Raw genomic sequence first — 21,892 nt, 5'->3', positions numbered from 1 at the left:
GGGACAAATGATCGTGAAACCTGTTACCGAAAGCCTCGCCGAAGCGGCCCGCGCGGCCTCGGGCAAGGGTCTGCCGCCGGTCCATCTGTGGAACCCGCCCTTCTGCGGCGATATCGACATGCGGATCGCCCGCGACGGGACATGGTTCTACCTCGGCACGCCGATCGGCCGGGCCCCGCTGGTGCGGCTGTTCTCGACCATCCTGAAACGCGAGGGCGACCGCCATTTCCTGGTCACCCCGGTCGAGAAGGTCGGCATCACCGTCGACGACGCGCCCTTCGTGGCGGTCGATGTCGAACAGTCGGTCGCGGACGGCGAGCCGGTGCTGAGCTTCACCACCAATGTCGGCGACCGCGTGGAGGCCGGCCCGGGGCACGAGATCCGGGTGACGCGCGACCCAAGAACCGGCGAGCCCGCGCCCTATCTCCATGTCCGCGCGGGTCTTCAGGCGCTGATCGACCGCAAGAGCTTCTACCGGATGGCCGAGATCGGAGACACCGTCCGGCACGAGGGCCGGGATTGGTTCGGGTTCCGCTCGAAGGGCCTCTTCTTTCCGGCGATTCCCGCCGAGGAACTGACCTGAGCGCAGGTCATGCTGCACGCGCCGGACATGGGTATTTAAGCCAAGAAGAAACCGCGAACGGGTCTTTGCCGAAGCTCCCCGCCCCGGCAGAACCTATGGGCGAGGCCCCAATTCTTCGCAGAAGAATTGCGCCTAATGCGCCGCGGCCCAGTTCGGACCCTGCCCCGCATCGACGACCAGCGGCACGTCCAGCGCAACGGCAGGAAGCCCGGCGCGTTCCATGACCGCGCGCGCGCGCTCGGCGATGTCTTCCGCCGCCCCCGCCTCGACCTCGAAGATCAGTTCGTCATGGACCTGCAGCAGCATCTTCGCGGGCAGCCCCTCGATCGCCGCAGGCATCCGGATCATCGCGCGGCGGATGATGTCGGCCGCCGTCCCCTGGATCGGCGCGTTGATCGCCGCACGCTTCGCAAAGCCCGCCTGCGGCCCCTTGGCGCCGATCTCGGGCGTATGGATCCGTCGCCCGAACAAAGTCTGCACATAGCCATGCTCTTTGGCGAAGGCGACCGTCGCGTCCATGTAGTCGCGGATGCCCGGGAAGCGCTCGAAATAGCGGTCGATGAAGCCCTGCGCCTCGCTGCGCGGAATCCGCAGGTTCCGGGCAAGGCCAAAGCCCGAAATCCCGTAGATCACCCCGAAATTGATCGCCTTGGCGCGGCGGCGGATCTCGGGCGTCATCTCGGCCATCGGCACGTCGAACATCTCGGACGCCGTCATCGCATGGATGTCCTGCCCCTCGCGGAACGCCTCTTTCAGGGCGTCGATCCCGGCCACATGGGCCAGGATGCGCAGCTCGATCTGCGAATAGTCGAGGCTCAGCAGCACCTTGCCCTCCTCGGCCACGAACGCCTCGCGGATGCGGCGCCCCTCTTCGCTACGCACGGGGATGTTCTGCAGGTTCGGGTCGGTCGAGGCGAGCCGCCCGGTCACCGCCCCGGTGATCACGTAAGAGGTATGCACGCGCCCCGTCTCGGGGTTGATATGGTCCTGAAGCGCGTCCGTATAGGTCGATTTCAGCTTCGACAGCTGGCGCCAGTCCAGCACCCGCGCCGGCAGGTCGTGACCCTCGGCCGCCAGATCCTCAAGCACATCGGCGCCGGTGGCATAGGCGCCGGTCTTGCCCTTCTTGCCGCCCGCGAGGCTCATCTTGTCGAACAGGATCTCGCCGAGCTGCTTGGGGCTGCCCACATTGAAGCTCTCGCCCGCCAACTCGTGGATCTCGGCCTCAAGCGCGGCCATCTTCTGGGCAAAGGCGTTCGACATCCTCGACAGCGTATCGCGATCGACCTTGATGCCACGCATCTCCATCTCGGCCAGCACCGGCACCAGCGGACGTTCCAGCGTCTCGTAGACGGTCGCAACCTTGGCCCGGTGCAGCTGCGGCTTGAAAAGCTCGGCGAGCCTCAGCGTCACGTCGGCATCTTCGGCCGCATATTTCACCGCCTCGGCGACCGGCACCTTGTCGAAGGTGATCTGTGACTTGCCCGAGCCCAGCAGCGACTTGATCGGGATCGGCGCGTGCCCGAGATAGCGTTCCGATAGCGCATCCATCGAATGGCCGTGCAGCCCGGCATGCATGGCGTAGGACATCAGCATCGTGTCGTCGATCGGCGCCACCGCGATGCCGTGGCGGGCGAGGATCTTGGCATCGTATTTCATGTTCTGCCCGATCTTCATCACCGCCGGGTCTTCCAGCAGCGGCTTGAGCAGCGCCAGCGCCTCGTCCATCGGCATCTGTCCCCCGGCCAGCGCCGCCGAGCCGAAAAGATCGCCCTCGCCCTCGCGATGGCCCAGCGGAATGTAGCAGGCCTGCCCCGGCTCGACCGACAGCGAGATGCCCACCAGATCCACCCGCATCTCGTCAAGCCCGGTGGTCTCGGTATCGACCGCGACCCGGCCCCGGGCCTGGGCGCGCGCGATCCAGGCCTCAAGCGCGGCCGCGTCACGCACACACTCATACCCCTCGGGGTCGAAAGGCAGCGCGGCCGGCGCCTCGGGCGCGGCGGGGTCGGCGGCGGCGGGGCTGGTCTCGGACAAGGCGGGCGGCTCGGCGCCCAGCGCATCGGCGACCCGCTTCAGCAGGGTGCGGAACTCCATCTGCGCCAGAAACCCCAGCAGGGTCTCGGCATCGGGGTCCTTCACCTCAAGATCGTCCAGGGTCTCGTCAAGCGGCGTCTCGGCATCGAGCGTTACCAGCTTTTTCGACAGCTCGATCTGGGCGCGGTGCTCGATCAGGGTCTGGCGGCGCTTGGGCTGCTTGATCTCCTCCGCCCGGTCCAGCAGCGTTTCCAGATCGCCATAGTCCTGAATCAGCTGGGCCGCGGTCTTGATCCCGATCCCCGGCGCACCGGGCACGTTGTCGACGGAATCGCCCGCCAGCGCCTGCACATCGACCACCCGGTCGGGGCCGACGCCGAACTTCGCTTCAACCTCCTCGACGCCGATCCGCTTGTTCTTCATCGCGTCCAGCATCTCGACCCCGTTGCCGACCAGCTGCATCAGGTCCTTGTCGGAGCTGACGATGGTGACCCGCCCGCCCTTCTCGACCGCCAGCCGCGCATAGGTGGCGATGATGTCGTCGGCCTCGTAGTTTTCCTTTTCGATGCAGGCGATGTTGAAGGCGCGCGTGGCCTCGCGGGTCAGCGGGATCTGCGGCCGCAGATCGGCGGGCATCTCGTCGCGATTGGCCTTGTAGTCGGGGTAAAGATCGGTGCGGAAGGTGTGGCTGCCCTTGTCGAAGATCACCGCCACATGGGTCGGCGCATCCGGGCCGCGATTGTCCTGCACATATTTGTGGATCATGTTGCAGAACCCCGCGACGGCCCCGATGGGCAGCCCGTCGGATTTCCGCGTCAGCGGCGGCAGCGCGTGGAAGGCGCGGAAGATGAAGGCCGAGCCGTCGATCAGATGCAGATGGCAGCCGGTGCCGAAACCCTCGGTCATGTCGTTCTCCCCGTCGCTGGCCCGTGTCACTGGCCCGTGTCACTGGCCCGCCTGCCGGACCTGCCTGCGGTCTTGCCATGAAGCGCACGGCTTCGCCAGTGCCGGACGCGCTCAGCCGCAGGCGGAGCCGGGCGCCGCGCGTTCGTCGGCGATCAGCCGGTCCAGCATCGGCCCGTCGACCCCGCCAAGGATCGCCACGCGACCGACCACGAGGCCGGGCGTGCCGACAAAGCCGAAAGCCGCGGCCAGCGCCCGGGCCTCGGCCAGCCGCGCCTCGGTGCGCGGGTGGGCCATGTCCCGCTCGAAGGCGGCAATATCTAGCCCCATCCCGGCGGCAATCTCGCGCATGCCTCTGGGGGTCGGCACCAGCGCCCCGCCCATGGTACGGTCCTGCCAGTCAAGAGCCGCTCCCTGCGCCTCGGCCGCCAGCGCCGCCCGCGCGGCCAGGACCGAGCCGTCGCCCAACAAGGGCAGCGGCTGCCAGGCGATGCGGATCGCGGCCGGTCGGCGCGCCGCGCGGGCGATCAGCAGGGGTGTCAGCCGCCGGCACCAGGGGCAGCGGATGTCGGTGAAACAGGCAACTGGCACCGCCCCGGGACGGTCGGGCGCGGGACCGAAAAGCGCGGCGCAGGGGTCTTCGGGCAGCGGTGGCGAGGGCTCGGCCGTCAAGCCGATCAGAGGCGAAAGCGCGGGGCCGGGCCTCGGCACGCGGCGAAAGCCGGGCAGGCCCGGCACCGGTTCGGTCTCGGTCTCGGGAGGAAAGGCCCGGCGCCAGAGCCCCGGCGCGGCCGAAACCGCCATCGTCACGCCTGCCGCGCCGATCAGCCAGACCAGTCCACGGCGGGTGACGGTCATCTGACGCGTGCGCCGTCGGTCAGGTCCTGACCTTGTCGGCGAAGCTCTGATGCACGAACTTGCGGTCGCAATAGCCGCATTCGACGAAGCCCGTCTCGGGCGGGATCGACAGCCAGACCCGCGGATGGCCCAGACCCGGCCCGCTGCCATCGCAAGAGACCCGCCATTCGGTGGTGACCGTCGTTTCGGGAGGAGTGGTGTCCTTGTCCTGTCCGGGGGCTTCTGGGGCCATGCGATTAAGCTCCGCGCGTTGCCGAGGCGACCGGATCGCCTTATGTCCGGGGCCATGATAGCGAATGAAGCGGCACGGGCAAGCGTCAGGGGCAGGGAAATGACTGGGAACGCGATCGAGATCGAAGGATTGACCAAGACCTATGCCGCCAGCGGCAGTCAGCCGCCGAAACAGGCATTGAAGGGCATAGACCTCGACATCCCCGCCGGGTCGATCTTCGGGTTGCTGGGGCCGAACGGCGCGGGCAAGTCGACGCTGATCAACATTCTGGCCGGTCTGGTGCTGAAAACCAGCGGCAAGGTCAGCATCTGGGGCTTCGATCAGGACGTGAACCCGCGCCAGTCCCGCGCCTCGATCGGGGTGATGCCGCAGGAGCTGAACATCGACCCGTTCTTCACCCCGCGCGCAGCCCTCGAGGTGCAGGCGGGGCTTTACGGCGTACCGAAATCCCAGCGTGTCACCGATCGGGTGCTGAAGGCGATCGGGCTCGAGGACAAGGCCGACGCCTATGCCCGGAACCTCTCGGGAGGTATGCGGCGGCGGCTGTTGCTGGGCAAGGCGCTGGTCCACCGGCCGCAGGTGCTGGTGCTGGACGAGCCCACGGCGGGCGTCGATATCGAGCTGCGCCAGATGCTCTGGGCCAATATCCGGCGGCTGAACGAGGAACAGGGCACCACCATCATCCTGACCACGCATTACCTGGAAGAGGCGCAGGAGATGTGCGGCGAGATCGCCATCATCAACCATGGCGAACTGATCGCGCGCGATTCGACCTCGGCCCTGATCGGGCGGATGGATGCCAAGACGCTGGTGATCCAGCCCGAGGGCGAGGTCGCGGCCCCGCCCGAGATGCCCGCCCCGGTCGAAACCTGCCTCCGCCCCGACGGCGCGCTCTGCTTCACCTATCGCCGGAGCGAAATCGGCACCGGCGCGGTGATCGAGGCGGTCCGGAACGCGGGCATCTCGATCCGCGACATCGCGACCGAAGAACCCAACCTCGAAGACGTCTTCGTCGCCCTGACCTCGCACAAGGGCGCGACGTGAGCCGGGTGATCCTTTTCAACAAGCCCTGGGGGGTGCTGTCGCAATTCACCGATGACGGCCCGCCCCGGCCCGACCGCCGGACGCTGGCCGCCTTCATCGACCTGCCCGGGGTCTATCCGGCCGGGCGGCTCGACCGCGACAGCGAGGGGCTTCTGGTGCTGACCGATGACGGGCGGCTGCAGGCCCGGATCGCGAACCCGAAGGCAAAGACCGAAAAGACCTATTGGGCCCAGATCGAGGGCCTTCCCCCGGACGAGGCGCTCGAGGCGCTGGGGCGCGGCGTGACCCTGAAGGACGGGCCGACCCGTCCGGCGCGGGTCCGGCGGATCGACGCACCGGCCGGGCTCTGGCCGCGCGACCCGCCGGTAAGGGTCCGCAAGTCGGTGCCCGATTGCTGGATCGAGCTGACCATTTCCGAGGGCCGGAACCGTCAGGTCCGCCGCATGACCGCCGCGGTGGGCCACCCGACGCTGCGACTGATCCGCTACCGGGTGGGCGACTGGACCCTCGACGGGATCGAAACCGGGACCTGGCGCGCCGCCTGATCCCCCGCGACGGAGAGGCCCCAATGCCGATGCCCTGGACCTACCGCCATGCCTCGCGCGAATTCCGCGCATTTCTCGACGATGCCCGGGACCGGATGAACCTGACCTCCGACAACATGGCCTACACGGCGGTGGACGGCGTCTTCCAGGTGTTCCGGCGGCGGTTGACGGCGCAAGCGGGGCTCGATTTCGCCAGCGTCCTGCCGTCCGTTCCGCGCGCGATCTTCGTGGCGGGCTGGGACGTGACCACCCCGCCCCTGCCCTTCGCCGACCGCGCCGCCCTGACCGCCGAGGCGAAGGCCCTGCGCCCCCATCACAACCTGACGCCCGACAACGCCATCGAGGCCACCGCCTGGGCCTTGCGGCGGGCAACCGATGCCCGGGAGCTGGAAGACGTGCTGTCCCGCCTGCCGCCCGAGGCCCGCGCCTTCTGGCATGTCGAGGTCGACGACCCGTCGGAGCTGGCGCCGCGGATCGTCTGAGCCGGGGGCCTCGCCTCAGCCCTTGGCCAGCATCCGACCCAGAACGCGCCCGCCGAGGATGTGCACATGCAGGTGCGGCACTTCCTGAACGCCATGCTCGCCCGCGTTCGAGATCATCCGGAAACCGTCCTCAAGCCCCTTCATCTCGCAGACCCTGGCGATGGTACGGGTGAAATCGACGATCTCGGCATCGCTCGCCTCGGCCGCGAAATGATCGTAGCAGACATAGGGCCCCTTCGGGATCACCAGAACATGCACCGGCGCCTGCGGCGCGATGTCGTTGAACGCAAGGCTCATCCCGGTTTCCAGCACGGTGTCGTTCGGGATCTCGCCCCGCAGGATCCGGGCAAAGACATTCTGGTCGTCATAGGCATAGGTCATGTCGGTCCTCACTCACGCACTGTCGGAAGGGCTCAATCGTCGAACAGGGTCGCCGTATCGGCGATCCCGCGGGCCGTGTCATAGGGGATTGCAAGGAATTGCGCCAGCACCAGCGCCGCCTCGCTGAGCTTCTGGCCCGGGGTCAGCCGGAACAGCGCCGGAAACCCGGCCGCCCTCAGCCGCGCGGTCTCGCGCTCCAGGTCCTGGGCCAGCGCCGGCAGCACCCGCGCGGCCACCCCCGGGGGGCTTGCGTCGGACAGAAGCCCCACCCGCCGGGCATGGCCCAGAAGGTCGGCCTGGCTGAATGGACAGACGATCTCGAGGATCCGCACGGTCGCCCCGTCGGCCTGAAAATCCGCCATGATCTCCAGATCGGCCGGGTCGAGGCAGAGGATCAGCCGGTCGGTGCCAAGGCTTTCATAGACCAGCCGCAGAAAGGCGCGGCGGTGGCGGCTGCGCTTGGCCCGACTGCGTTCTATCCCGCCCAGATCGGGCAGGTCGACCGTCTCGTCATCGAAGGCGAAATCGGCGGAAGCCAGCCCCGTGGCCTGGCGCACCCGTTCGACCAGACGGCGTGCGACATGCCATTTCTTGCAGGTCACCAGCATCAGCTGGCGCCCCTGCCCCAGACCCGCGCCACGTTCCCAGGCGCGGCCGCCAAAGCGCTGTCCGATCCGGCCGCGCCCGGTCAGGAACCGGTGGATCTCGGGGCCGCCGCCCGAGGCCGCAGGCCCCGGATCGGCCGAGGCATAGACCGCCGCCAGCCGCGCCCGCAACTGCACGGCCTCGACCGAGATCTTGCGGGCGAAATAGCCCTCCTGCGCCACCAGCAGGTCGTAGTGGTCGTTGTAGAAGGTCACCGGCATCCCGTAATCGGTGAACATGAGGAAGGTCGGCGCGCGCGACCGGATCTCGGTGGTCGGCACCAGATGACGCACGAGCGTCTGGAAAAAGGTCTCGTCGGGGATCCAGCTGGTGCGGAAGAACCGGACCACATCGGACCGCCGCGCCAGGAAAGTCAGGATCGCCTCGACCGTAGACCGGCGCAGGCACCACCACTGGCTGCCGATCATCACCTGCAGATCGGCCGGCGGCGCCCGCCTGAGGCCCAGCGCCTTCTGCACCGCCATCGAGGCATAGAACAGCCGCCTCTGGCGGCGCTCGTTGAAGAGATGCCGGTAGATCAGCCGTTCGTCCTTCAGCCCGGTCCGGATCCAGCCCGACCGGAAGAAATCGACGCTTTCGATGTGATCCGACCCGCTGTCGTCCAGATCCGCACGCAGCCGCACCGCCGACTTGATCGGCAGGCAATCGCCCGAGAGCAGGTAAAGATGCGTGGCCTGGGGAAACGCCGCCAGCGCGGCACGGGCCGCGTTCAGCGTCGCCTGCACCAGTGACCAGTCCCCCCAGCCACAGCGCACCCGCCGGGCGAAGACGACCGAGGCATTGCCCGCCAGGCCAGCGCGAATCGCGGCGAAATCGGCATCCGGCGCGCGGCGGTCCAGATGGACGGCGACCAGATCCCCCGCCGCCGTCAGCCGCCCGGCCAGAGCGACGATCGTCTCCGGGTCCCTGTGACAGAGCAGCAAATAGGCGACGATCGCCATCCAGATCCCCCGAACGGGCGGCCGCAGTGTCGCCGAGGCCGCATTTACCGATTATTACGGGCTCTGAGGACAGAAGTCACCGCAGGCGGTTCGGTTCCGCCCGCACCGACGAGGCGGAACATGGGCTTTCCCGGCACCTGGATGACCTTGAGCGAAAGCATGCTCTACCGCGTGGTGCCGAAATGCGCCTGCTCGACCATCGGCCAGATCATGTTTTTCTCGGATCACGGCCGGTTCTATGACGGCGATATCCACGATGCCGCCAAGGGTCTGCACAAATGGGCGTTCGAGGACAGCCAGCCCGCGATCGACCGCCGCGCCCGCGCGCGGGACACGCTGGCCTTCACCTGCGTGCGCAACCCCTATGCCCGGGTGCTGTCCTCCTTCTTCGACAAGATCTGCGGCATCCAGCGCAGCGGCACCCGCTACCGCGGCAAGCTGGTGCCGACGCTGATCGAAACCTACGGCATCGAGGTCGGCGGCCCCGACGGGCAGCAGGAATTCGACCAGATCTCCAGCTTCCGCCGCTTTCTGCTGTTTGCCCGCGACACGATCCGCTGGCGCCGCCCGATGGAGCCCGACATCCACTGGTCCGACATGTCGGGCCATGTGGCGACCTTCATCGCCAATGGCGGCCGCTACGACCGGATCTTCGCCACCGAATGCTTCGATACAGGCATGCAGGCGGTGCTTGACGCCGCCCCGGTCCGCCACCCGGTCGACCTCGCCCGCATCCCCCGCTTCAACGAATCCGAAGGTCACGGGCCGCGGCGCGCCCACCCGGTCGAGGCCTATTTCGACGATCTGTCGCGCCATCTCGTCTACGAGATCTATCACCGCGACTTCCGGCTCTTTCGTTATGACGCGGAAGACCCCGCCAATCAGCGTCCGCTGGGCGAGATCGACCTCGACGAGGTCCACGCCCATCTCGGCGACTGACCCCCGGGCTCATCCCGGCGCGGTCTTCTTCTTGGCCGAAATACCCCCGCCGGAGGCGCCGCGCGCCTGCGCGCGGCCCGGCCCAAGGCCGGACAAGCGGGGCGCGCGTAACGCGCGCGCCCCGAGCGGGCCGGGGGCGGGAGCGCCCCCGCCGCCTTCAGATCAGCCCGTGGGTGCGGAACAGCTGAGTCAGATCGGCCTCGGCGCGGGCGCCGATATGGCTGATGATCTCGCTGGCCGCCACGCAGCCCATGCGGCCGCAGCTTTCCAGATCGTGGCCCTGCGTCAGCCCCCACAGAAACGCCCCGGCGAACAGATCGCCCGCGCCGGTCGCGTCGACCACCCGGGTGTTCAGCGCCGGTGCATGCCAGCGCCCGGTCCCCGACAGGATATGCGCACCATCGGCGCTGTCGGTGCAGGCCACCAGCCCGATCTCGGCCGCGGCCTGGGCCAGCGCGTCGTCGAAGACCTCGGTCTGGTACATCGACAGGATCTCGGCCCGGTTCGCGAACAGCAGGTCCACATCGTCGCGGATCATCCGGCGGAAGGCGTCACGGTGGCGATCCACGCAGAACGGGTCGGACAGGGTCAGCGCCACCTTGCCGCCCGCAGCCTTCGCGGCCGAGATGGCCTTGGCGAAGGCCGCGTGGCTCTCGGCCCCGTCAAAGCGGTAGCCTTCCAGATAGATCCACTCGGCATCGGCGATCTGCGCCTCGTCGATATCGGCCGCCGACAACCGCTCGGACAGCCCCAGATAGGTGTTCATCGACCGTTCGCCATCGGGCGTGACCAGAATGATGCAGCGCCCGGTCTCGCCCGGCTCTGCTTCCGGCGCCATGGGCGTCGCGAAATCGGCACCCTGCGCGCGCAGGTCATGGGCGAAGATCGCACCCAGCTGGTCGTCCTTGACCTTGCCGACATAGGCGGTGCGCCCGCCCAGATGCGCGATGCCCGCGATGGTGTTCGCGGCCGACCCGCCCGAGATCTCCTGCGCCGGGCCGATCCGGCCGTAAAGCTCGACGGCACGGTCGGTGTCGATGAGCTGCATGATGCCCTTCTCGACGCCATGCGTGGTCAGGAAATCGTCTCCGGCATGGGCCAGAACGTCGACCAGCGCATTGCCGATGCCGACGACGTGATAGGTCTTGGTCATAAGGTCTTGTCCTCGTATGGGCAGAGATCCCGGATCGGGCAGGTCCCGCACATCGGCTTGCGTGCCTTGCACAGGTAACGGCCGTGCAGGATCAGCCAGTGATGCGCATGGCGTTGAAATTCGGCCGGCACATTGTCCTCGATGGCGCGCTCAACCGCCTCGACGGTCTTGCCCGGCGCGATCAGGGTGCGGTTGCCGACCCGAAAGATATGGGTGTCGACCGCCTGGGCGGGCAGCCCCCACCACATGTTCAGAACCACATTCGCGGTCTTGCGCCCGACCCCGGGCAGCGCCTGCAGCGCCGCGCGCGAGGAGGGCACCTCGCCGCCATAGTCTTCGACGAGGATCCGGCTCAGCTTGATGACGTTCTTCGCCTTGTTGCGGTAAAGCCCGATCGTGCGGATATGCTCGACCAGCCCCTCCTCGCCCAAAGCCAGCATCTTTTCGGGCGTGTCGACCCGGGCGAACAGCGCCCGCGTCGCCCGGTTCACCCCGGCATCGGTCGCCTGCGCCGACAGCGCCACCGCGACCAGCAGGGTATAGGCGTTGACATGCTCGAGCTCGCCCCTGGGTTCGGGCTCGGCCGCCTGAAAGCGGGCGAAGATCTCGCGGATCGTATGATAGGGCAGCGCCTGGGCCATCGGCCTTCCTATGCCCGCACCACAGGGCAGAGGCAAGGCCGCAGCGGGGCCGCCTTTTGGCGCAGCTTCCGGGTCGCGCGGGAGAACGACCCGGCCTATCCTGAGGACGAGCACCCGAAAGGAAGGACCATGCCCAAGGACACGGACCGGGACGACAGCCAAGCCTATCATTTCTCGGTAATCCGGCGGGCCATCGACCGGATCGACGCGGCCGGCGGCGAGAGCCTGCCGCTTGAGGCCCTGGCGGCCGAGATGAACATGAGCCCCGCGCATTTCCAGCGCGTCTTCTCGCGCTGGGTCGGCGTCTCGCCCAAGCGCTATCAGCAATACCTGACCCTCGGCCATGCCCGCGCGCTGATGCGCGAGCGGTTCACCACGCTCGAGACCGCCGATGCGCTGGGGCTTTCGGGTGCCGGGCGGCTGCACGATCTTTTCCTGCGCTGGGAAGCGATGAGCCCGGGCGATTATGCCACGGGCGGCGCCGGGCTCGAGATCCGCTGGGGCTGGGTCGACAGCCCCTTCGGCCCGGCGCTGGTGATGGCGACCGACCGCGGGATCTGCGGCATCGGCTTTGCCGCCGAGACCGGGCCCGAGCCCGCGATGGCCGACCTGAAATCGCGCTGGCCGCACGCCAGTTTCGTCGAGGACCCGATGGCGCTGGCCCCCTGGGCCGAGGCCGCCTTCGGGCAGACGGGAGGCGAGGCGCGGCTTCACCTGATCGGGGCGCCGTTCCAGATCAAGGTCTGGGAGGCCTTGCTGGCCGTGCCCTCGGGCCAGGTCACGACCTACTCGGAAATCGCCCGCGCCATCGGCCATCCGGGCGCGGTGCGCGCGGTCGGCACGGCGGTCGGGCGCAACCCGATCAGCTATCTGATCCCCTGCCACCGGGCCTTGCGCAAGACCGGGGCGCTGGGCGGCTATCACTGGGGCCTGCCCGTCAAGCGCGCCCTTCTGGCCTGGGAATCGGCCCGGGCCGAGGCCGGGGCCGAGGCCGGGGCGAACGGCCCCTGACCGCCCTCGCCCATCGGCCGTTTGCCGCCAGATCCGCCCCCCGGCCTTACGATCCCCCTCGAAGACCGCGCCTGGCCGACTATATTCGCGGGCAACGGTCCCCGAACGGGACTCAAGCAGAGAGGCAGTCATGATCCGTGCCAGCAAACCTATCCTTCTGACCATTGCCGGGGCGCTTGCGCTCGGCGCCTGCACCGATCCCTCGGTCCAGACCGGCGACGCCCGGCAGCGCACCAAGGAAGGGGCGGCCATCGGCGCGGGCCTCGGCGCCGTGACCGGGCTCATTGCCTCGAACCGAGGCGGCAACGACGCCAAGAGCGCGCTGATCGGTGCGGCTGTCGGCGCCGCGGCGGGCGCGGCCATCGGCAACAACCTCGACAAGCAGGCTGCCGAGCTGCGCCAGAGCTTCGACAACAACCAGATCGGTGTCGTCAATACCGGCAACGCGCTGATCGTGACCATGCCGCAGGATATCCTCTTCGACACCGACAGCGCCGCGGTCCGGTCCGGCCTGCGCGCCGACCTGCAGACGCTGGCCTACAGCCTGAACGACTATCCCAACACCACCGTCGATATCATCGGGCATACCGACAATACCGGCTCGGCCAGCTACAACCAGCAACTGTCGACCCGCCGCGCCACCGCGGTGGCGTCGATCCTGACCGGCGCGGGCGTGAATTCCGGCCGCCTCCGCGCCTATGGCCGGGGCGAGGAACAGCCCATTGCCTCGAACCTGTCGCCCGAAGGCCGCGCACAGAACCGCCGGGTCGAAATCGTCATTCGCCCGATGTCCTGATGCGATACGCGACCCCGGGTCCGGCCCGGGGTCGCGGCCATTGCCGGCGGGCCTCCGCGGTCATATCTTCTGACCGGTTCAACGGAGACCGCGCGGCCCCATGCCCTTTCAGAAAGTCCTGCCCGAAAAGCTGTCGGAGGCGGTGGTGCGCCAGATCGAGCTTTTGATCCTGCGCGGCGTATTGCGGCCCGGCGAACGGCTTCCGGCCGAACGCGACCTTTCGGACCGGCTTGGCGTGTCGCGCCCCTCGCTGCGCGAGGCCATCGAGGCGCTCGAGGCGCGCGGGCTTCTGGTGCGCAAGGCCGGCGCCGGGATCTTTGTGGCCGAGGTGCTGGGCGCGGCCTTTTCCGATGCGCTGGTGCGCCTGTTCGCCAGCCATGACGAGGCGCTGTTCGACTATATCGCCTTCCGCCGCGACCTCGAAGGGCTGGCTGCCGACCGCGCCGCCCGCACCGCATCAGACACCGACCTCAAGGTCGTCGACACGCTGTTCGCGCGGATGGAAGCCGCCCATGCCAAGCGCAACCCGGCCGACGAGGCGCGGCTCGATGCCGAATTCCACCTGTCGATCATCGAGGCCAGCCATAATGTGGTGATGACCCACATGATGCGGGCGATGTTCGACCTTCTGCGCGAAGGGGTCTTTTACAACCGTCAGATCATGTTTCGCCAGCGGACCACGCGGACGAGCCTGCTGGACCAGCACCGGGCAATCAACACAGCACTACAGGCCCGCGACGGCGTCGCCGCGCGCGCCGCGGTCGAACGGCATCTGGACTTTGTGGCCGAGGCGCTGCGTGCCGATCAGGCCGTCGCCCGCAACGAGGAAGTCGCCCGGCAGCGGCTGGAACAGGCGCTGGGCAAGGGCTGACCGCGAGCCGCGGGCGCCGTCAGTTGACGCTGGTCGCCATGTTCGCGTGAATCCGACAGCGTTTGTACAGCGCCCAGTAGGTCGCGAAGTCCATCTCGTCCTGAACCGCCAGCATCCGCCGCAGCGAATCGAGGTTCATCCGCACCAGATAGGGTTCGGGCGCATGCATGTCGCCACCCCGGAAGGTGATGCAGGCCAGCTTTTCGGGCGTGGGCGTACGGATGAAGAACCCCGCATCGACCTTGGCCCCGGCAAAGCGGCGCGCGCGTTCGGTCATGTCCTGGCGGCGCTGATGGATCGGGTCGGTGGCCATCACCGCCTCGATCGCCACCGCATGCTGGGCGGCACGGGCGCCGCTGCTGCGATCTTCCAGAAAGCGCTGCGCTGGGCCGACGCCGTAAAGCGCCAGCAGGGCGCAAAGGCCCAGCCCCAGCAGGATCGCCGAGAAGGTGCCGGGCCGGAACAGGTTGCGCCCAGAAGCCGCCTTGGACGGCGGGACGGCTGTCGCGCCAAAGCCCACACGCGGACGCCGCGCCGAGAGGGCGGCGGGGCGGGGCGGGGTTTGGGTCAGGCTGGACATGGGAGGCTCCGGAACCGGTAAAATGGAAAAAGCGGGCGCTACCCCGATCGGCGCCCGCGGACCGCCGCCCGCACCGGAACCCGCAGCGACCGGCGCGAGCCCCCTCCGAGGGACAGGAAGGGCGTCAGGGCGAGCAACCCGACGAACAGCGCGAGGGGTGTTGGGGCGAGGATGAGGACGGCGGTCATCACGGGACTCCCTGCGAAACTGCGCCGGGGCGAGTCCCCGCGCAGAATCCAGTAGAAACCGCGAATGTGGCAGGGTCATGCCCCGGGCCGGACAAATCGCGAAGAAAGCGAACATTTGCACCGATTGCCCGCCCGGCGTGTGCGCGGGCTTCGGCACACCTCCTGAAACGGCAGAACCCCGGCCCAAGGGCCGGGGTTCTGTCAGGACCTGTGGCCGGGCACGCGGACCCGGCCGGTTCGGGTCAGTGCAGGTGCAGCTTGCCGCGAACCTCGCCGATGGCCTCCTGAACCAGCTTGTCGCTGGTCTGTTCGGTCATCTGGCGCACGATCACCTCGCGCGCGGCGGAAACGGCCACGGCGATGGCCCGGTCGCGCACTTCCTTGACCGCGCCGGCCTTGGCCGACTCGATCTGCTCGTCGGCGGCGGCCAGACGGCGGGCAATGGCGACCTTCAGGTCGTCCTTGGCCTTGGCGGCGGCGGCTTCGGCTTCAGTCCGCGCGGTCTCGACGATCCGCTCGGCCTGGGCCTGCACTTCCTTCTGCTTGCGCTCGTAGGACGCCAGCACGGTCTGCGCCTCTTCGCGCAGGGCCCGCGCCTCGTCGAGATCGGACTTGATCTCGGCCGCGCGCTTGTCGAGCATCGCCATCAGCTTGCCCGGAACCCGAAGATAGACCAGCAGGGCGAGGAAGGCGACGAAGCTGATGGTGACGACGAATTCGGCGTTGTTCAGCGAGAAGAACGGGCCTTCCGCCGCCAGCGCCGGCGTCGCCGACAGCATCAGAGCGACTGCGAGTTTCTTCATCGGATCACCCTTTCAGCTTGCCGTCGACGGCGGCCTCGACAGCCCCCGACTCGGCCCGGAAGCCCATCGCGGCGATCACGTCGGCCGCGGTCGCCCGGGCGACCTCGCTGACGCTTTCCAGCGCGCCCGCGCGGATCTCGGCGATCTGCTTTTCGGCCTCGGCGGACCGCGCCGCGATTTCCGCATCGGCCTTGGCGGTGGCGGCGTCGAGGTCGGCCTTGATCTCGGCCTTGGTCTCGGCGACGATCCGCTGCGCCTCGGCGCGCGCATCGGCCAGCGCCTTCTCATAGGCGCGCTCGGCCTCCTGGGCCCGCAGCTTCAATTCTTCGGCGGCGGCGATGTCGTTCGAGATCGTGCCCTGGCGCTCGGCCAGAACCGCTCCGATCCGCGGCAGCGCGATGCGCGACAGCACGAAGTAGATCGCGAACAGCGTGACGACCAGCCAGAAGATCTGGTTGGGATAGGTCGAGAAGTCGAGCTGCGGCATGCCGACGGCTTCGGCGGCGTGACCGGCAGCTTCGGCGGTCTCTAGTTCTGTTGCCATGTCGTCCCCCTGGAACCCCGGATCACACCGGGTGGGTGCGTCTTGTCACGCCCCACCCGGCCGTAAGGATCGGTTCAGTCGGAGATCAGACGGCGAACATCAGCAGAAGCGCGACGAGGAACGAGAAGATCCCCAGCGCTTCGGCGAACGCGATACCGATGAACATGGTGGCGGTTTGCGACGCAGCCGCCGAGGGGTTGCGCAGCGCGCCGGAGATGTAGTTGCCGACGACGTGGCCGATGCCGACGGAGGCGCCGCCCATACCGGTACAGGCCAGACCAGCACCGATGTAGGCACCCATTTGAACGATATCGCCTTCCATGTCGATTTCTCCTTACGTTGGAATTGGCAGATTCAGTGTGTGATACTCAGACCGGCGTCAGTGGTGCGGATGCAGCGCATCGCGCAGGTAGACGCAGGTGAGGATCGCGAAGACATAGGCCTGGATGAAAGCCACCAGGAATTCGAGCGCGTAGATCGCCCCGATCGCCACGACCGGGAACACCGCGCCCACGCCCAGAACGCCCGCGAAGCCCGCGAACACCTTCATCACCGCGTGGCCGGCCATCATGTTGCCCATAAGCCGGATCGAGTGGCTGACGGGGCGGACGAAGTAGGAAATCACCTCGATGACCGCCAGGATCGGGCGCAGCGCCAGCGGAGCGGCGGTGATCCAGAACAGGCTGAGGAAGCTCGCGCCATGCTTGACGAAGCCCAGAACCGTGACGCCGATGAACACCGCCAGCGCCATGGTCGCAGTGACCGCGAGATGCGAGGTGGTGGTGAAGGCGCCGGGGATCAGGCCGAGGAAGTTCGCGAAGACGATGAAGATGAAGAGCGACATGATGTAGGGGAAGTATTTCAGGCCGTCGCGGCCCGACACGTCCTCGACCATCTTGTAGACGAAGCCGTAGGCCAGTTCGGCCACCGACTGGATCCGCGAGGGCACGATCGCGCGGCCCCGGGTGCCCATCACCAGAAGCAGCACCGTGCAAACCACCGCGATGCCCATCCAGAGGGTCACGTTGGTGGGGGTGTACCAGTGAACCGCCCCCTCGCCGAAGAGCGGGCGCACCATGAACTGGTGCATGGTATCGATGTTCACTCCGCCGGTCGCGTCTTCGCTCGCCACGTTCAATCCCTCTTCTCGTCCTCAGCGGCGGCCGCCGCCTGTTGGCCCTGGACCTCCTGCGCGGTGCGCAGCATCACCCGGATGCCCGCCGCAAGGCCCAACAATATGAACAGCACCAGAAAGATCGGCTTTGTCCCCAGCCAGGAGTCGATGCCGAACCCGATGCCGAAGCCGATCCCCAGACCGGAGACCAGCTCTATCACCATTCGCCAGGCCAACTGCGCCTGGGTGTAATGCGAGTCCATGTGAGAGGGCGCAGGTTCGGCCTTGGCCTTCTTTAGCTCGGCCAGCCGGGCATCGAGCCGGGCGAGCCGTTCCTTTTCGGCCGGGTCCATCATGCGAACGTCCCCCTCGGACAGTCGCGGCGAAGCTAGTCAGCGGGGGGAAATGAGTCAAGCGGATTGCGCCCTCTTCAAGTCATTGAAAAGACACGTTTTTGGCGGATGCTGCCGCCCGGAACCCGCACCCAGCACAGCTTTGCCATATTCAACCGGACGGTTGACGATCGCTCAGGGACAGGCGCATCCTGCGGCGATGGAAGACCGGCTCGACATCGTCTTTGCGGCGCTCGCCGACCCCACCCGCCGGGCGATCCTCGCCATGCTGCTGGAAGACGACATGGCGGTGACCGATGTGGCCGAACCGTTTCAGATGTCTCTGGCTGCCGTTTCCAAACATCTGGCGATCCTGACCCGGGCGGGTCTGATCAGCCAGGAAAAGCGCGGGCGGGTGAAATGGTGCAAGCTCGAACCCGACGCGCTGAAGGACGCCTCGATCTGGATGCAGAGCTTCGGCCAGTTCGAGGCGGTGAACCTCGACGCCTTCGAGCGCTTCCTCGCGGCGGAACTGAACGGCTGAGGTCGGGCAGCCTAGTCGTCCTTCAACAACAGGGCCAGCGCCAGCACGGTCAGCGCGACCCCGCCCAGAACCAACGCGCGCGGCGCCCCGTGGCCCAGCGCGATTTCCCACAGGATCACCCAGGACGGCGTCAGGTAGGTATAGGCCATCACCTTGGCCGCGGGCAGCCTCAGCGCCGCGTATTGCAGCAGCACGAAGGTCATCGCGCTGGCGCAGACCGCCAGATAGGCCAGCACCGCCCAGACCAGCGGCGGCAGCGCGGCCCAGTCGGTCGCGACCAGCGCGGGCGCGCCGTAAAGCGTTAGCACCAGAAGCGCCGCCAGCATCATCCCGAAGGTGAAGACCAGCGCGGGCTCGCCCCGGTTCAGCTTGCGCACCAGCGGCGTGTAGGCCGCATGGGCGACGCAGCCGATGAAGAAGACCGCCTCGCCCCGCCCCAGGTCGAACCGCAGAAGCGCCCCGAGATCGGCCCGGAAGATCACCCAAAGCGCCCCCGCCCCGCCGATCGCCAGCGCCGCCGCAACCCGGGGCGTCGCCCTCTGGCGCAGGAACAGCCAGCCGAAGCCCGCCGACATGACCGGCGTCAGGGTGAAGACCGCCGCCGTCGGCACCGGCGCGGCCGTCTTCAACCCCTCGAACATCAAGACGAAATACAGCGCAAAGACCGTGCCCAGCAGCAGAAAGCGCCAGGGCGCGCGGAACTGCCGGCGCCTCAGCCCCGGCCCCAGCGCCGCGGCCGCCCCGATCAGCACCCCGGCAAGCAGGAAGCGCAGGGCGTTCAGCGCGACCGGGTCGATGTCGTTGGCGATCAGGCTGCCAAAGCTGAACGACCCCGCCACCAGCGCGGAGAAGCTCAGCATCGCGAGATGGCCGCGCAGCCCCTCGCGGCGCGGGACGGCCGCCGGGCTCAGGGCCATTCCTTCGCCGCATCCTTCAGCCGCGTGGTCAGGGCCTGCACCTTGGCGGTGCGGTGCAGGTCGACATGAGTCACCAGCCAGAGCGGCACATCCCATTCGGCCTGCGGCGGACGCATCTGTTCAAGCCCGGGCAGCCGCTCGGCCCACCAGACCGGCACGAAGCCGATGCCCGCGCCCGCGACCACCGCCTCGACCTGCGCCCGCGCGTCCGAGGCGCGAAAGCCCACCCGGTCCGAGGGGGCCCTGGCCTTGAGCCAGCGGTTGAACGGCGCCCGGTGCTCCTCGTCCGAGGGCCCCACGTAGAAATGCGCGGACATGTCCTCGCCCAGCCGGCCATGCGCGGCGACATAGCCGCTGCTGGCATAAAGCGCATAGCGCAGCGTGTAGAGCCGTTGCACAATGTTGTCGGGCTCGTCGGGCTGCGATCCGGCGCGCACCGCGACATGGGCCTCGCCATATTCCAGCCGGTACAGCCGGGAATCGGCCATCAGCCGCAGGGTCAGTTCGGGATGTTCGGCCTGGAACCCGGACAGCACCGGCACCAGCAGCGGCGTCAGGCTGTCGACCGTGGTCACCGTCAGGTCGCCGGTCATCGCCGCGCCGCGCCCGCGCAGGCGCCCGGCGAGCTGGCTGAACTGGTCGGCGGTGACCTGCGCCACGCGCAAAAGCTCCTCGCCCGCCTCGGTCGGGGTGTAGCCGCGGGCATGGCGCTGGAAAAGCTTGACGCCCAGCCGGTCCTCGAGCGCGTCGACATGGCGGATCACCGTGGCATGGTGCACCCCCAGCGCATCGGCGGCGCCGCTGACCGTGCCCAGCCGCGCGACATGATAGGCGGTGCGGATCTCATCCCAGTTGTCGATATCCATTCGGCGCCACCTGTGCAAAAAGTCACAATTCGCGGCGATGCTGGTCAATTGCGTTCGCCAAGGCAAGGGCGATGTTGTTTCGCGTTCCCTCCGTCGGCGGCGCTGTTGGCCCCGCCGGGCAGGGCCGCCAACCCGGGCCAGCTTGACTCGGGCGGCATTTCGTGGCTTAAGCCCAGCCATTCCGGAATGGTGCGAACCCTTCCGGTCCCGGCCCCTGTCCGGGATCGCCCCCCGTCAGCGAGGTTTCGCCCACGGGGGCAAATCGCGTTTTGCGCATCGCGACGCGCTGACAAACCGGTCGTTCCCGCCCACATTGCGGGGACAGGTGCAACGGTCGAAGGAGGGCCAGGGCCATGTTCGAAAGTCTTTCCGACCGCCTTTCCGGCGTATTCGACCGGCTGACCCGGCAAGGGGCGCTGACCGAGGAGGATGTCGCGACCGCGCTGCGCGAGGTTCGCGTCGCGCTTCTGGAAGCCGACGTGTCGCTGCCGGTCGCCCGCGATTTCGTCAAGTCGGTGCAGGACAAGGCCACCGGCCAGGAGGTGACCAAGTCGGTCACCCCGGGCCAGCAGGTCGTCAAGATCGTCCATGACGCGCTGGTCGATGTGCTGACCGGCGAGGGCGAACCCGGCTATCTCAAGATCGACAACCCGCCCGCGCCGATCCTGATGGTCGGCCTGCAGGGCGGCGGCAAGACCACGACGACCGCCAAGCTGGCGCGGCGCCTGAAAGAGATCAACGGCAAGCGCGTGCTGATGGCCTCGCTCGACGTGAACCGCCCGGCGGCGATGGAACAGCTGGCGATCCTGGGCGTGCAGATCGGCGTCGACACCCTGCCCATCGTCAAGGGGCAGAAACCCGTCGACATCGCCAAGCGCGCCAAGCAGCAGGCGGCGATGGGCGGCTATGACGTCTACATGCTGGACACCGCCGGGCGCCTGTCCATCGACGAAGAGCTGATGGCCGAGGTCGAGGCCGTCCGCGACGTCGCCACGCCCCGCGAGACGCTGCTGGTGGTCGACGGCCTGACCGGTCAGGATGCCGTCCACACCGCCGAGAATTTCGACGAACGGATCGGCATCACCGGCGTGATCCTGACCCGGATGGACGGCGACGGCCGCGGCGGCGCGGCGCTGTCGATGCGCGCGGTCACCGGCAAGCCGATCAAGTATGTGGGTCTGGGCGAAAAGCTCGACGCGATCGAGGAATTCCACCCCGAACGGATCGCGGGCCGTATCCTCGGCATGGGCGACATCGTTTCGCTGGTGGAAAAGGCGCAGGCGACCATCGAGGCCGAACAGGCCGAGCGGATGATGAAGCGCATGCAGAAGGGTCAGTTCAACATGAACGACCTGAAGATGCAGCTGGAACAGATGCTGAAGATGGGCGGGATGGAAGGCATCATGGGGATGATGCCCGGCATGGGCAAGATGTCCAAGCAGATGGCCGATGCTGGCTTTGACGACTCGATCCTGCGCCGCCAGATCGCGCTGATCAACTCGATGACCAAGAAGGAACGCGCCAACCCGCAGCTCTTGCAGGCCAGCCGCAAGAAGCGGATCGCGGCGGGCGCGGGCCTTGAAGTGCCGGAACTCAACAAGCTTCTCAAGATGCACCGGCAGATGTCGGACATGATGAAGAAGCTGGGCCAGAAGGGCGGCCGCGCCATGCTGAAGAAGGCGCTGGGCGGCATGTTCGGCAAGGGCGGCATGCCCGACATGGCCAACATGGATCAGGCCCAGCTGGAAGAGGCCGCGCGCAAGATGGGGGCAGGCATGCCGGGCGGCCTGCCGCCGGGCATCGGCGGCCCCGGTGGGTTGGGCGGCGGCATGGGCCTGCCGCCGGGGCTCGGCGGTCTGGGCGGATTCGGCAAGAAGAAGTAATGGCACGCGCGACCGTCATAACGACCGCGTGGCCATGG

The 21,892-nt window shown here is 68.0% G+C and carries 25 protein-coding genes; 10 read left to right on the top strand and 15 right to left on the bottom strand.

Annotation, left to right across the window (positions count from 1 at the left end):
- Positions 1 to 7 precede the first annotated feature (7 nt).
- The gene (locus BYZ73_RS13010) at positions 8 to 583 is read left to right on the top strand and encodes a DUF1285 domain-containing protein (RefSeq protein ID WP_245943141.1); all 576 of its coding nucleotides are present in this window, start codon (positions 8 to 10) and stop codon (positions 581 to 583) included.
- Between the two features lie 132 nt (positions 584 to 715).
- On the opposite strand, the gene polA is transcribed toward BYZ73_RS13010, so the two are convergent.
- From polA to BYZ73_RS12995, 3 genes are all read right to left on the bottom strand, one after another.
- Positions 716 to 3,526: a DNA polymerase I gene (polA, locus tag BYZ73_RS13005; RefSeq protein ID WP_112316275.1), complete on the bottom strand. Its 2,811-nt coding sequence runs from the start codon at positions 3,524 to 3,526 to the stop codon at positions 716 to 718.
- A gap of 111 nt (positions 3,527 to 3,637) precedes the next feature.
- Positions 3,638 to 4,381 (bottom strand): DsbA family protein, encoded by a 744-nt coding sequence (locus tag BYZ73_RS13000; RefSeq protein WP_112316274.1) that lies wholly within the window; start codon positions 4,379 to 4,381, stop codon positions 3,638 to 3,640.
- 19 nt (positions 4,382 to 4,400) lie between these two features.
- Positions 4,401 to 4,613 (bottom strand): zinc-finger domain-containing protein, encoded by a 213-nt coding sequence (locus BYZ73_RS12995; RefSeq protein ID WP_112316273.1) that lies wholly within the window; start codon positions 4,611 to 4,613, stop codon positions 4,401 to 4,403.
- 99 nt (positions 4,614 to 4,712) lie between these two features.
- Here BYZ73_RS12995 and BYZ73_RS12990 point away from each other — a divergent pair, with 99 nt between their 5' ends.
- The 3 genes from BYZ73_RS12990 to BYZ73_RS12980 are packed head-to-tail and all read left to right on the top strand — an operon-like array spanning position 4,713 to position 6,684.
- Positions 4,713 to 5,657 carry an ABC transporter ATP-binding protein gene (locus tag BYZ73_RS12990; protein WP_112316272.1) on the top strand — a complete coding sequence of 315 codons (945 nt, stop codon included), beginning with the start codon at positions 4,713 to 4,715 and terminating at the stop codon, positions 5,655 to 5,657.
- The gene (locus tag BYZ73_RS12985) at positions 5,654 to 6,202 is read left to right on the top strand and encodes a pseudouridine synthase (protein ID WP_112316271.1); all 549 of its coding nucleotides are present in this window, start codon (positions 5,654 to 5,656) and stop codon (positions 6,200 to 6,202) included. The genes BYZ73_RS12990 and BYZ73_RS12985 overlap by 4 nt, the downstream gene beginning before the upstream one ends.
- Positions 6,203 to 6,225: 23 nt before the next feature.
- A complete protein-coding gene (locus BYZ73_RS12980) occupies positions 6,226 to 6,684 on the top strand; it encodes a DUF2267 domain-containing protein (RefSeq protein WP_112316270.1) in 459 nt (152 codons plus the stop codon).
- Positions 6,685 to 6,699: 15 nt separating this feature from the next.
- Here the strand turns inward: BYZ73_RS12980 and BYZ73_RS12975 are convergent, their stop codons facing one another.
- Both BYZ73_RS12975 and BYZ73_RS12970 read right to left on the bottom strand, forming a co-directional pair.
- Positions 6,700 to 7,065 carry an HIT domain-containing protein gene (locus BYZ73_RS12975; protein ID WP_108028008.1) on the bottom strand — a complete coding sequence of 122 codons (366 nt, stop codon included), beginning with the start codon at positions 7,063 to 7,065 and terminating at the stop codon, positions 6,700 to 6,702.
- Positions 7,066 to 7,097: 32 nt separating this feature from the next.
- On the bottom strand, positions 7,098 to 8,672 hold the full coding sequence (locus BYZ73_RS12970) for a DUF5928 domain-containing protein (RefSeq protein WP_112316269.1): 1,575 nt from the start codon (positions 8,670 to 8,672) through the stop codon (positions 7,098 to 7,100).
- 120 nt (positions 8,673 to 8,792) lie between these two features.
- Between BYZ73_RS12970 and BYZ73_RS12965 the strand changes: the two genes are divergently transcribed.
- On the top strand, positions 8,793 to 9,611 hold the full coding sequence (locus tag BYZ73_RS12965) for a sulfotransferase family protein (protein WP_108028006.1): 819 nt from the start codon (positions 8,793 to 8,795) through the stop codon (positions 9,609 to 9,611).
- Positions 9,612 to 9,768: 157 nt separating this feature from the next.
- On the opposite strand, the gene BYZ73_RS12960 is transcribed toward BYZ73_RS12965, so the two are convergent.
- Both BYZ73_RS12960 and nth read right to left on the bottom strand, forming a co-directional pair.
- Positions 9,769 to 10,764 carry an adenosine kinase gene (locus BYZ73_RS12960; protein WP_112316268.1) on the bottom strand — a complete coding sequence of 332 codons (996 nt, stop codon included), beginning with the start codon at positions 10,762 to 10,764 and terminating at the stop codon, positions 9,769 to 9,771.
- A complete protein-coding gene (nth, locus tag BYZ73_RS12955) occupies positions 10,761 to 11,405 on the bottom strand; it encodes an endonuclease III (protein ID WP_112316267.1) in 645 nt (214 codons plus the stop codon). Before nth ends, BYZ73_RS12960 begins: the two co-directional genes overlap by 4 nt.
- A 129-nt stretch (positions 11,406 to 11,534) precedes the next feature.
- Between nth and BYZ73_RS12950 the strand changes: the two genes are divergently transcribed.
- From BYZ73_RS12950 to BYZ73_RS12940, 3 genes are all read left to right on the top strand, one after another.
- Positions 11,535 to 12,416, top strand: coding sequence for a methylated-DNA--[protein]-cysteine S-methyltransferase (locus BYZ73_RS12950; protein ID WP_112316266.1), 882 nt, complete (start codon positions 11,535 to 11,537; stop codon positions 12,414 to 12,416).
- Positions 12,417 to 12,546: 130 nt separating this feature from the next.
- Positions 12,547 to 13,212 carry a YiaD family glycine zipper/OmpA-like lipoprotein gene (locus tag BYZ73_RS12945; RefSeq protein ID WP_112316265.1) on the top strand — a complete coding sequence of 222 codons (666 nt, stop codon included), beginning with the start codon at positions 12,547 to 12,549 and terminating at the stop codon, positions 13,210 to 13,212.
- 100 nt (positions 13,213 to 13,312) lie between these two features.
- Positions 13,313 to 14,083, top strand: coding sequence for an FCD domain-containing protein (locus tag BYZ73_RS12940; protein ID WP_112316264.1), 771 nt, complete (start codon positions 13,313 to 13,315; stop codon positions 14,081 to 14,083).
- Between the two features lie 19 nt (positions 14,084 to 14,102).
- Here the strand turns inward: BYZ73_RS12940 and BYZ73_RS12935 are convergent, their stop codons facing one another.
- The 6 genes from BYZ73_RS12935 to BYZ73_RS12910 all read right to left on the bottom strand — a co-directional run bounded on the left by BYZ73_RS12935 (position 14,103) and on the right by BYZ73_RS12910 (position 17,668).
- A complete protein-coding gene (locus BYZ73_RS12935; RefSeq protein ID WP_108028000.1) occupies positions 14,103 to 14,663 on the bottom strand; it encodes a hypothetical protein in 561 nt (186 codons plus the stop codon).
- A 430-nt stretch (positions 14,664 to 15,093) separates the two neighbouring features.
- Complete coding sequence (locus BYZ73_RS12930; protein WP_108027999.1) at positions 15,094 to 15,654, bottom strand: F0F1 ATP synthase subunit B; 561 nt, start codon at positions 15,652 to 15,654, stop codon at positions 15,094 to 15,096.
- Between the two features lie 4 nt (positions 15,655 to 15,658).
- Positions 15,659 to 16,198, bottom strand: a complete 540-nt coding sequence (locus BYZ73_RS12925; RefSeq protein WP_108027998.1) for a F0F1 ATP synthase subunit B' — start codon at positions 16,196 to 16,198, stop codon at positions 15,659 to 15,661.
- An 85-nt stretch (positions 16,199 to 16,283) separates the two neighbouring features.
- Entirely contained in the window at positions 16,284 to 16,520 is a 237-nt protein-coding gene (locus BYZ73_RS12920) for a F0F1 ATP synthase subunit C (RefSeq protein WP_042456520.1), read from the bottom strand.
- Positions 16,521 to 16,577: 57 nt separating this feature from the next.
- A complete protein-coding gene (locus BYZ73_RS12915) occupies positions 16,578 to 17,330 on the bottom strand; it encodes a F0F1 ATP synthase subunit A (RefSeq protein WP_108027997.1) in 753 nt (250 codons plus the stop codon).
- 2 nt (positions 17,331 to 17,332) lie between these two features.
- Positions 17,333 to 17,668 (bottom strand): AtpZ/AtpI family protein, encoded by a 336-nt coding sequence (locus tag BYZ73_RS12910; protein WP_108027996.1) that lies wholly within the window; start codon positions 17,666 to 17,668, stop codon positions 17,333 to 17,335.
- Positions 17,669 to 17,864: 196 nt separating this feature from the next.
- Here BYZ73_RS12910 and BYZ73_RS12905 point away from each other — a divergent pair, with 196 nt between their 5' ends.
- Positions 17,865 to 18,188 (top strand): ArsR/SmtB family transcription factor, encoded by a 324-nt coding sequence (locus tag BYZ73_RS12905; RefSeq protein ID WP_075787490.1) that lies wholly within the window; start codon positions 17,865 to 17,867, stop codon positions 18,186 to 18,188.
- A gap of 11 nt (positions 18,189 to 18,199) precedes the next feature.
- Here BYZ73_RS12905 and BYZ73_RS12900 read toward each other — a convergent pair whose 3' ends face one another.
- Positions 18,200 to 19,105 (bottom strand): DMT family transporter, encoded by a 906-nt coding sequence (locus tag BYZ73_RS12900; RefSeq protein WP_112316263.1) that lies wholly within the window; start codon positions 19,103 to 19,105, stop codon positions 18,200 to 18,202.
- Entirely contained in the window at positions 19,096 to 19,965 is an 870-nt protein-coding gene (locus BYZ73_RS12895) for a LysR family transcriptional regulator (RefSeq protein WP_112316310.1), read from the bottom strand. The genes BYZ73_RS12900 and BYZ73_RS12895 overlap by 10 nt, the downstream gene beginning before the upstream one ends.
- A gap of 359 nt (positions 19,966 to 20,324) precedes the next feature.
- Between BYZ73_RS12895 and ffh the strand changes: the two genes are divergently transcribed.
- Complete coding sequence (gene ffh / locus BYZ73_RS12890) at positions 20,325 to 21,854, top strand: signal recognition particle protein (RefSeq protein WP_112316262.1); 1,530 nt, start codon at positions 20,325 to 20,327, stop codon at positions 21,852 to 21,854.
- Positions 21,855 to 21,892 lie beyond the last annotated feature (38 nt).

Origin of the sequence: Rhodovulum viride, from assembly GCF_003265965.1 — a bacterium.
Taxonomy (GTDB): Bacteria; Pseudomonadota; Alphaproteobacteria; order Rhodobacterales; family Rhodobacteraceae; genus Rhodovulum; species Rhodovulum kholense.
Note: the sequence above shows the minus strand (reverse complement) of the source record. Positions and strands in the feature narration are given on the sequence as shown.

Bases quoted from the DNA above. Each gene is read 5' to 3' on its own strand.
- BYZ73_RS13010 (WP_245943141.1), top strand. From the start codon at position 8: ATGATCGTGAAACCTGTTACCGAAAGCCTCGCCGAAGCGGCCCGCGCG.
- polA (WP_112316275.1), bottom strand. From the start codon at position 3,526: ATGACCGAGGGTTTCGGCACCGGCTGCCATCTGCATCTGATCGACGGC.
- BYZ73_RS13000 (WP_112316274.1), bottom strand. From the start codon at position 4,381: ATGACCGTCACCCGCCGTGGACTGGTCTGGCTGATCGGCGCGGCAGGC.
- BYZ73_RS12995 (WP_112316273.1), bottom strand. From the start codon at position 4,613: ATGGCCCCAGAAGCCCCCGGACAGGACAAGGACACCACTCCTCCCGAA.
- BYZ73_RS12990 (WP_112316272.1), top strand. From the start codon at position 4,713: ATGACTGGGAACGCGATCGAGATCGAAGGATTGACCAAGACCTATGCC.
- BYZ73_RS12980 (WP_112316270.1), top strand. From the start codon at position 6,226: ATGCCGATGCCCTGGACCTACCGCCATGCCTCGCGCGAATTCCGCGCA.
- BYZ73_RS12975 (WP_108028008.1), bottom strand. From the start codon at position 7,065: ATGACCTATGCCTATGACGACCAGAATGTCTTTGCCCGGATCCTGCGG.
- BYZ73_RS12970 (WP_112316269.1), bottom strand. From the start codon at position 8,672: ATGGCGATCGTCGCCTATTTGCTGCTCTGTCACAGGGACCCGGAGACG.
- BYZ73_RS12965 (WP_108028006.1), top strand. From the start codon at position 8,793: ATGGGCTTTCCCGGCACCTGGATGACCTTGAGCGAAAGCATGCTCTAC.
- BYZ73_RS12960 (WP_112316268.1), bottom strand. From the start codon at position 10,764: ATGACCAAGACCTATCACGTCGTCGGCATCGGCAATGCGCTGGTCGAC.
- nth (WP_112316267.1), bottom strand. From the start codon at position 11,405: ATGGCCCAGGCGCTGCCCTATCATACGATCCGCGAGATCTTCGCCCGC.
- BYZ73_RS12950 (WP_112316266.1), top strand. From the start codon at position 11,535: ATGCCCAAGGACACGGACCGGGACGACAGCCAAGCCTATCATTTCTCG.
- BYZ73_RS12945 (WP_112316265.1), top strand. From the start codon at position 12,547: ATGATCCGTGCCAGCAAACCTATCCTTCTGACCATTGCCGGGGCGCTT.
- BYZ73_RS12940 (WP_112316264.1), top strand. From the start codon at position 13,313: ATGCCCTTTCAGAAAGTCCTGCCCGAAAAGCTGTCGGAGGCGGTGGTG.
- BYZ73_RS12935 (WP_108028000.1), bottom strand. From the start codon at position 14,663: ATGTCCAGCCTGACCCAAACCCCGCCCCGCCCCGCCGCCCTCTCGGCG.
- BYZ73_RS12930 (WP_108027999.1), bottom strand. From the start codon at position 15,654: ATGAAGAAACTCGCAGTCGCTCTGATGCTGTCGGCGACGCCGGCGCTG.
- BYZ73_RS12925 (WP_108027998.1), bottom strand. From the start codon at position 16,198: ATGGCAACAGAACTAGAGACCGCCGAAGCTGCCGGTCACGCCGCCGAA.
- BYZ73_RS12920 (WP_042456520.1), bottom strand. From the start codon at position 16,520: ATGGAAGGCGATATCGTTCAAATGGGTGCCTACATCGGTGCTGGTCTG.
- BYZ73_RS12910 (WP_108027996.1), bottom strand. From the start codon at position 17,668: ATGATGGACCCGGCCGAAAAGGAACGGCTCGCCCGGCTCGATGCCCGG.
- BYZ73_RS12905 (WP_075787490.1), top strand. From the start codon at position 17,865: ATGGAAGACCGGCTCGACATCGTCTTTGCGGCGCTCGCCGACCCCACC.
- BYZ73_RS12900 (WP_112316263.1), bottom strand. From the start codon at position 19,105: ATGGCCCTGAGCCCGGCGGCCGTCCCGCGCCGCGAGGGGCTGCGCGGC.
- ffh (WP_112316262.1), top strand. From the start codon at position 20,325: ATGTTCGAAAGTCTTTCCGACCGCCTTTCCGGCGTATTCGACCGGCTG.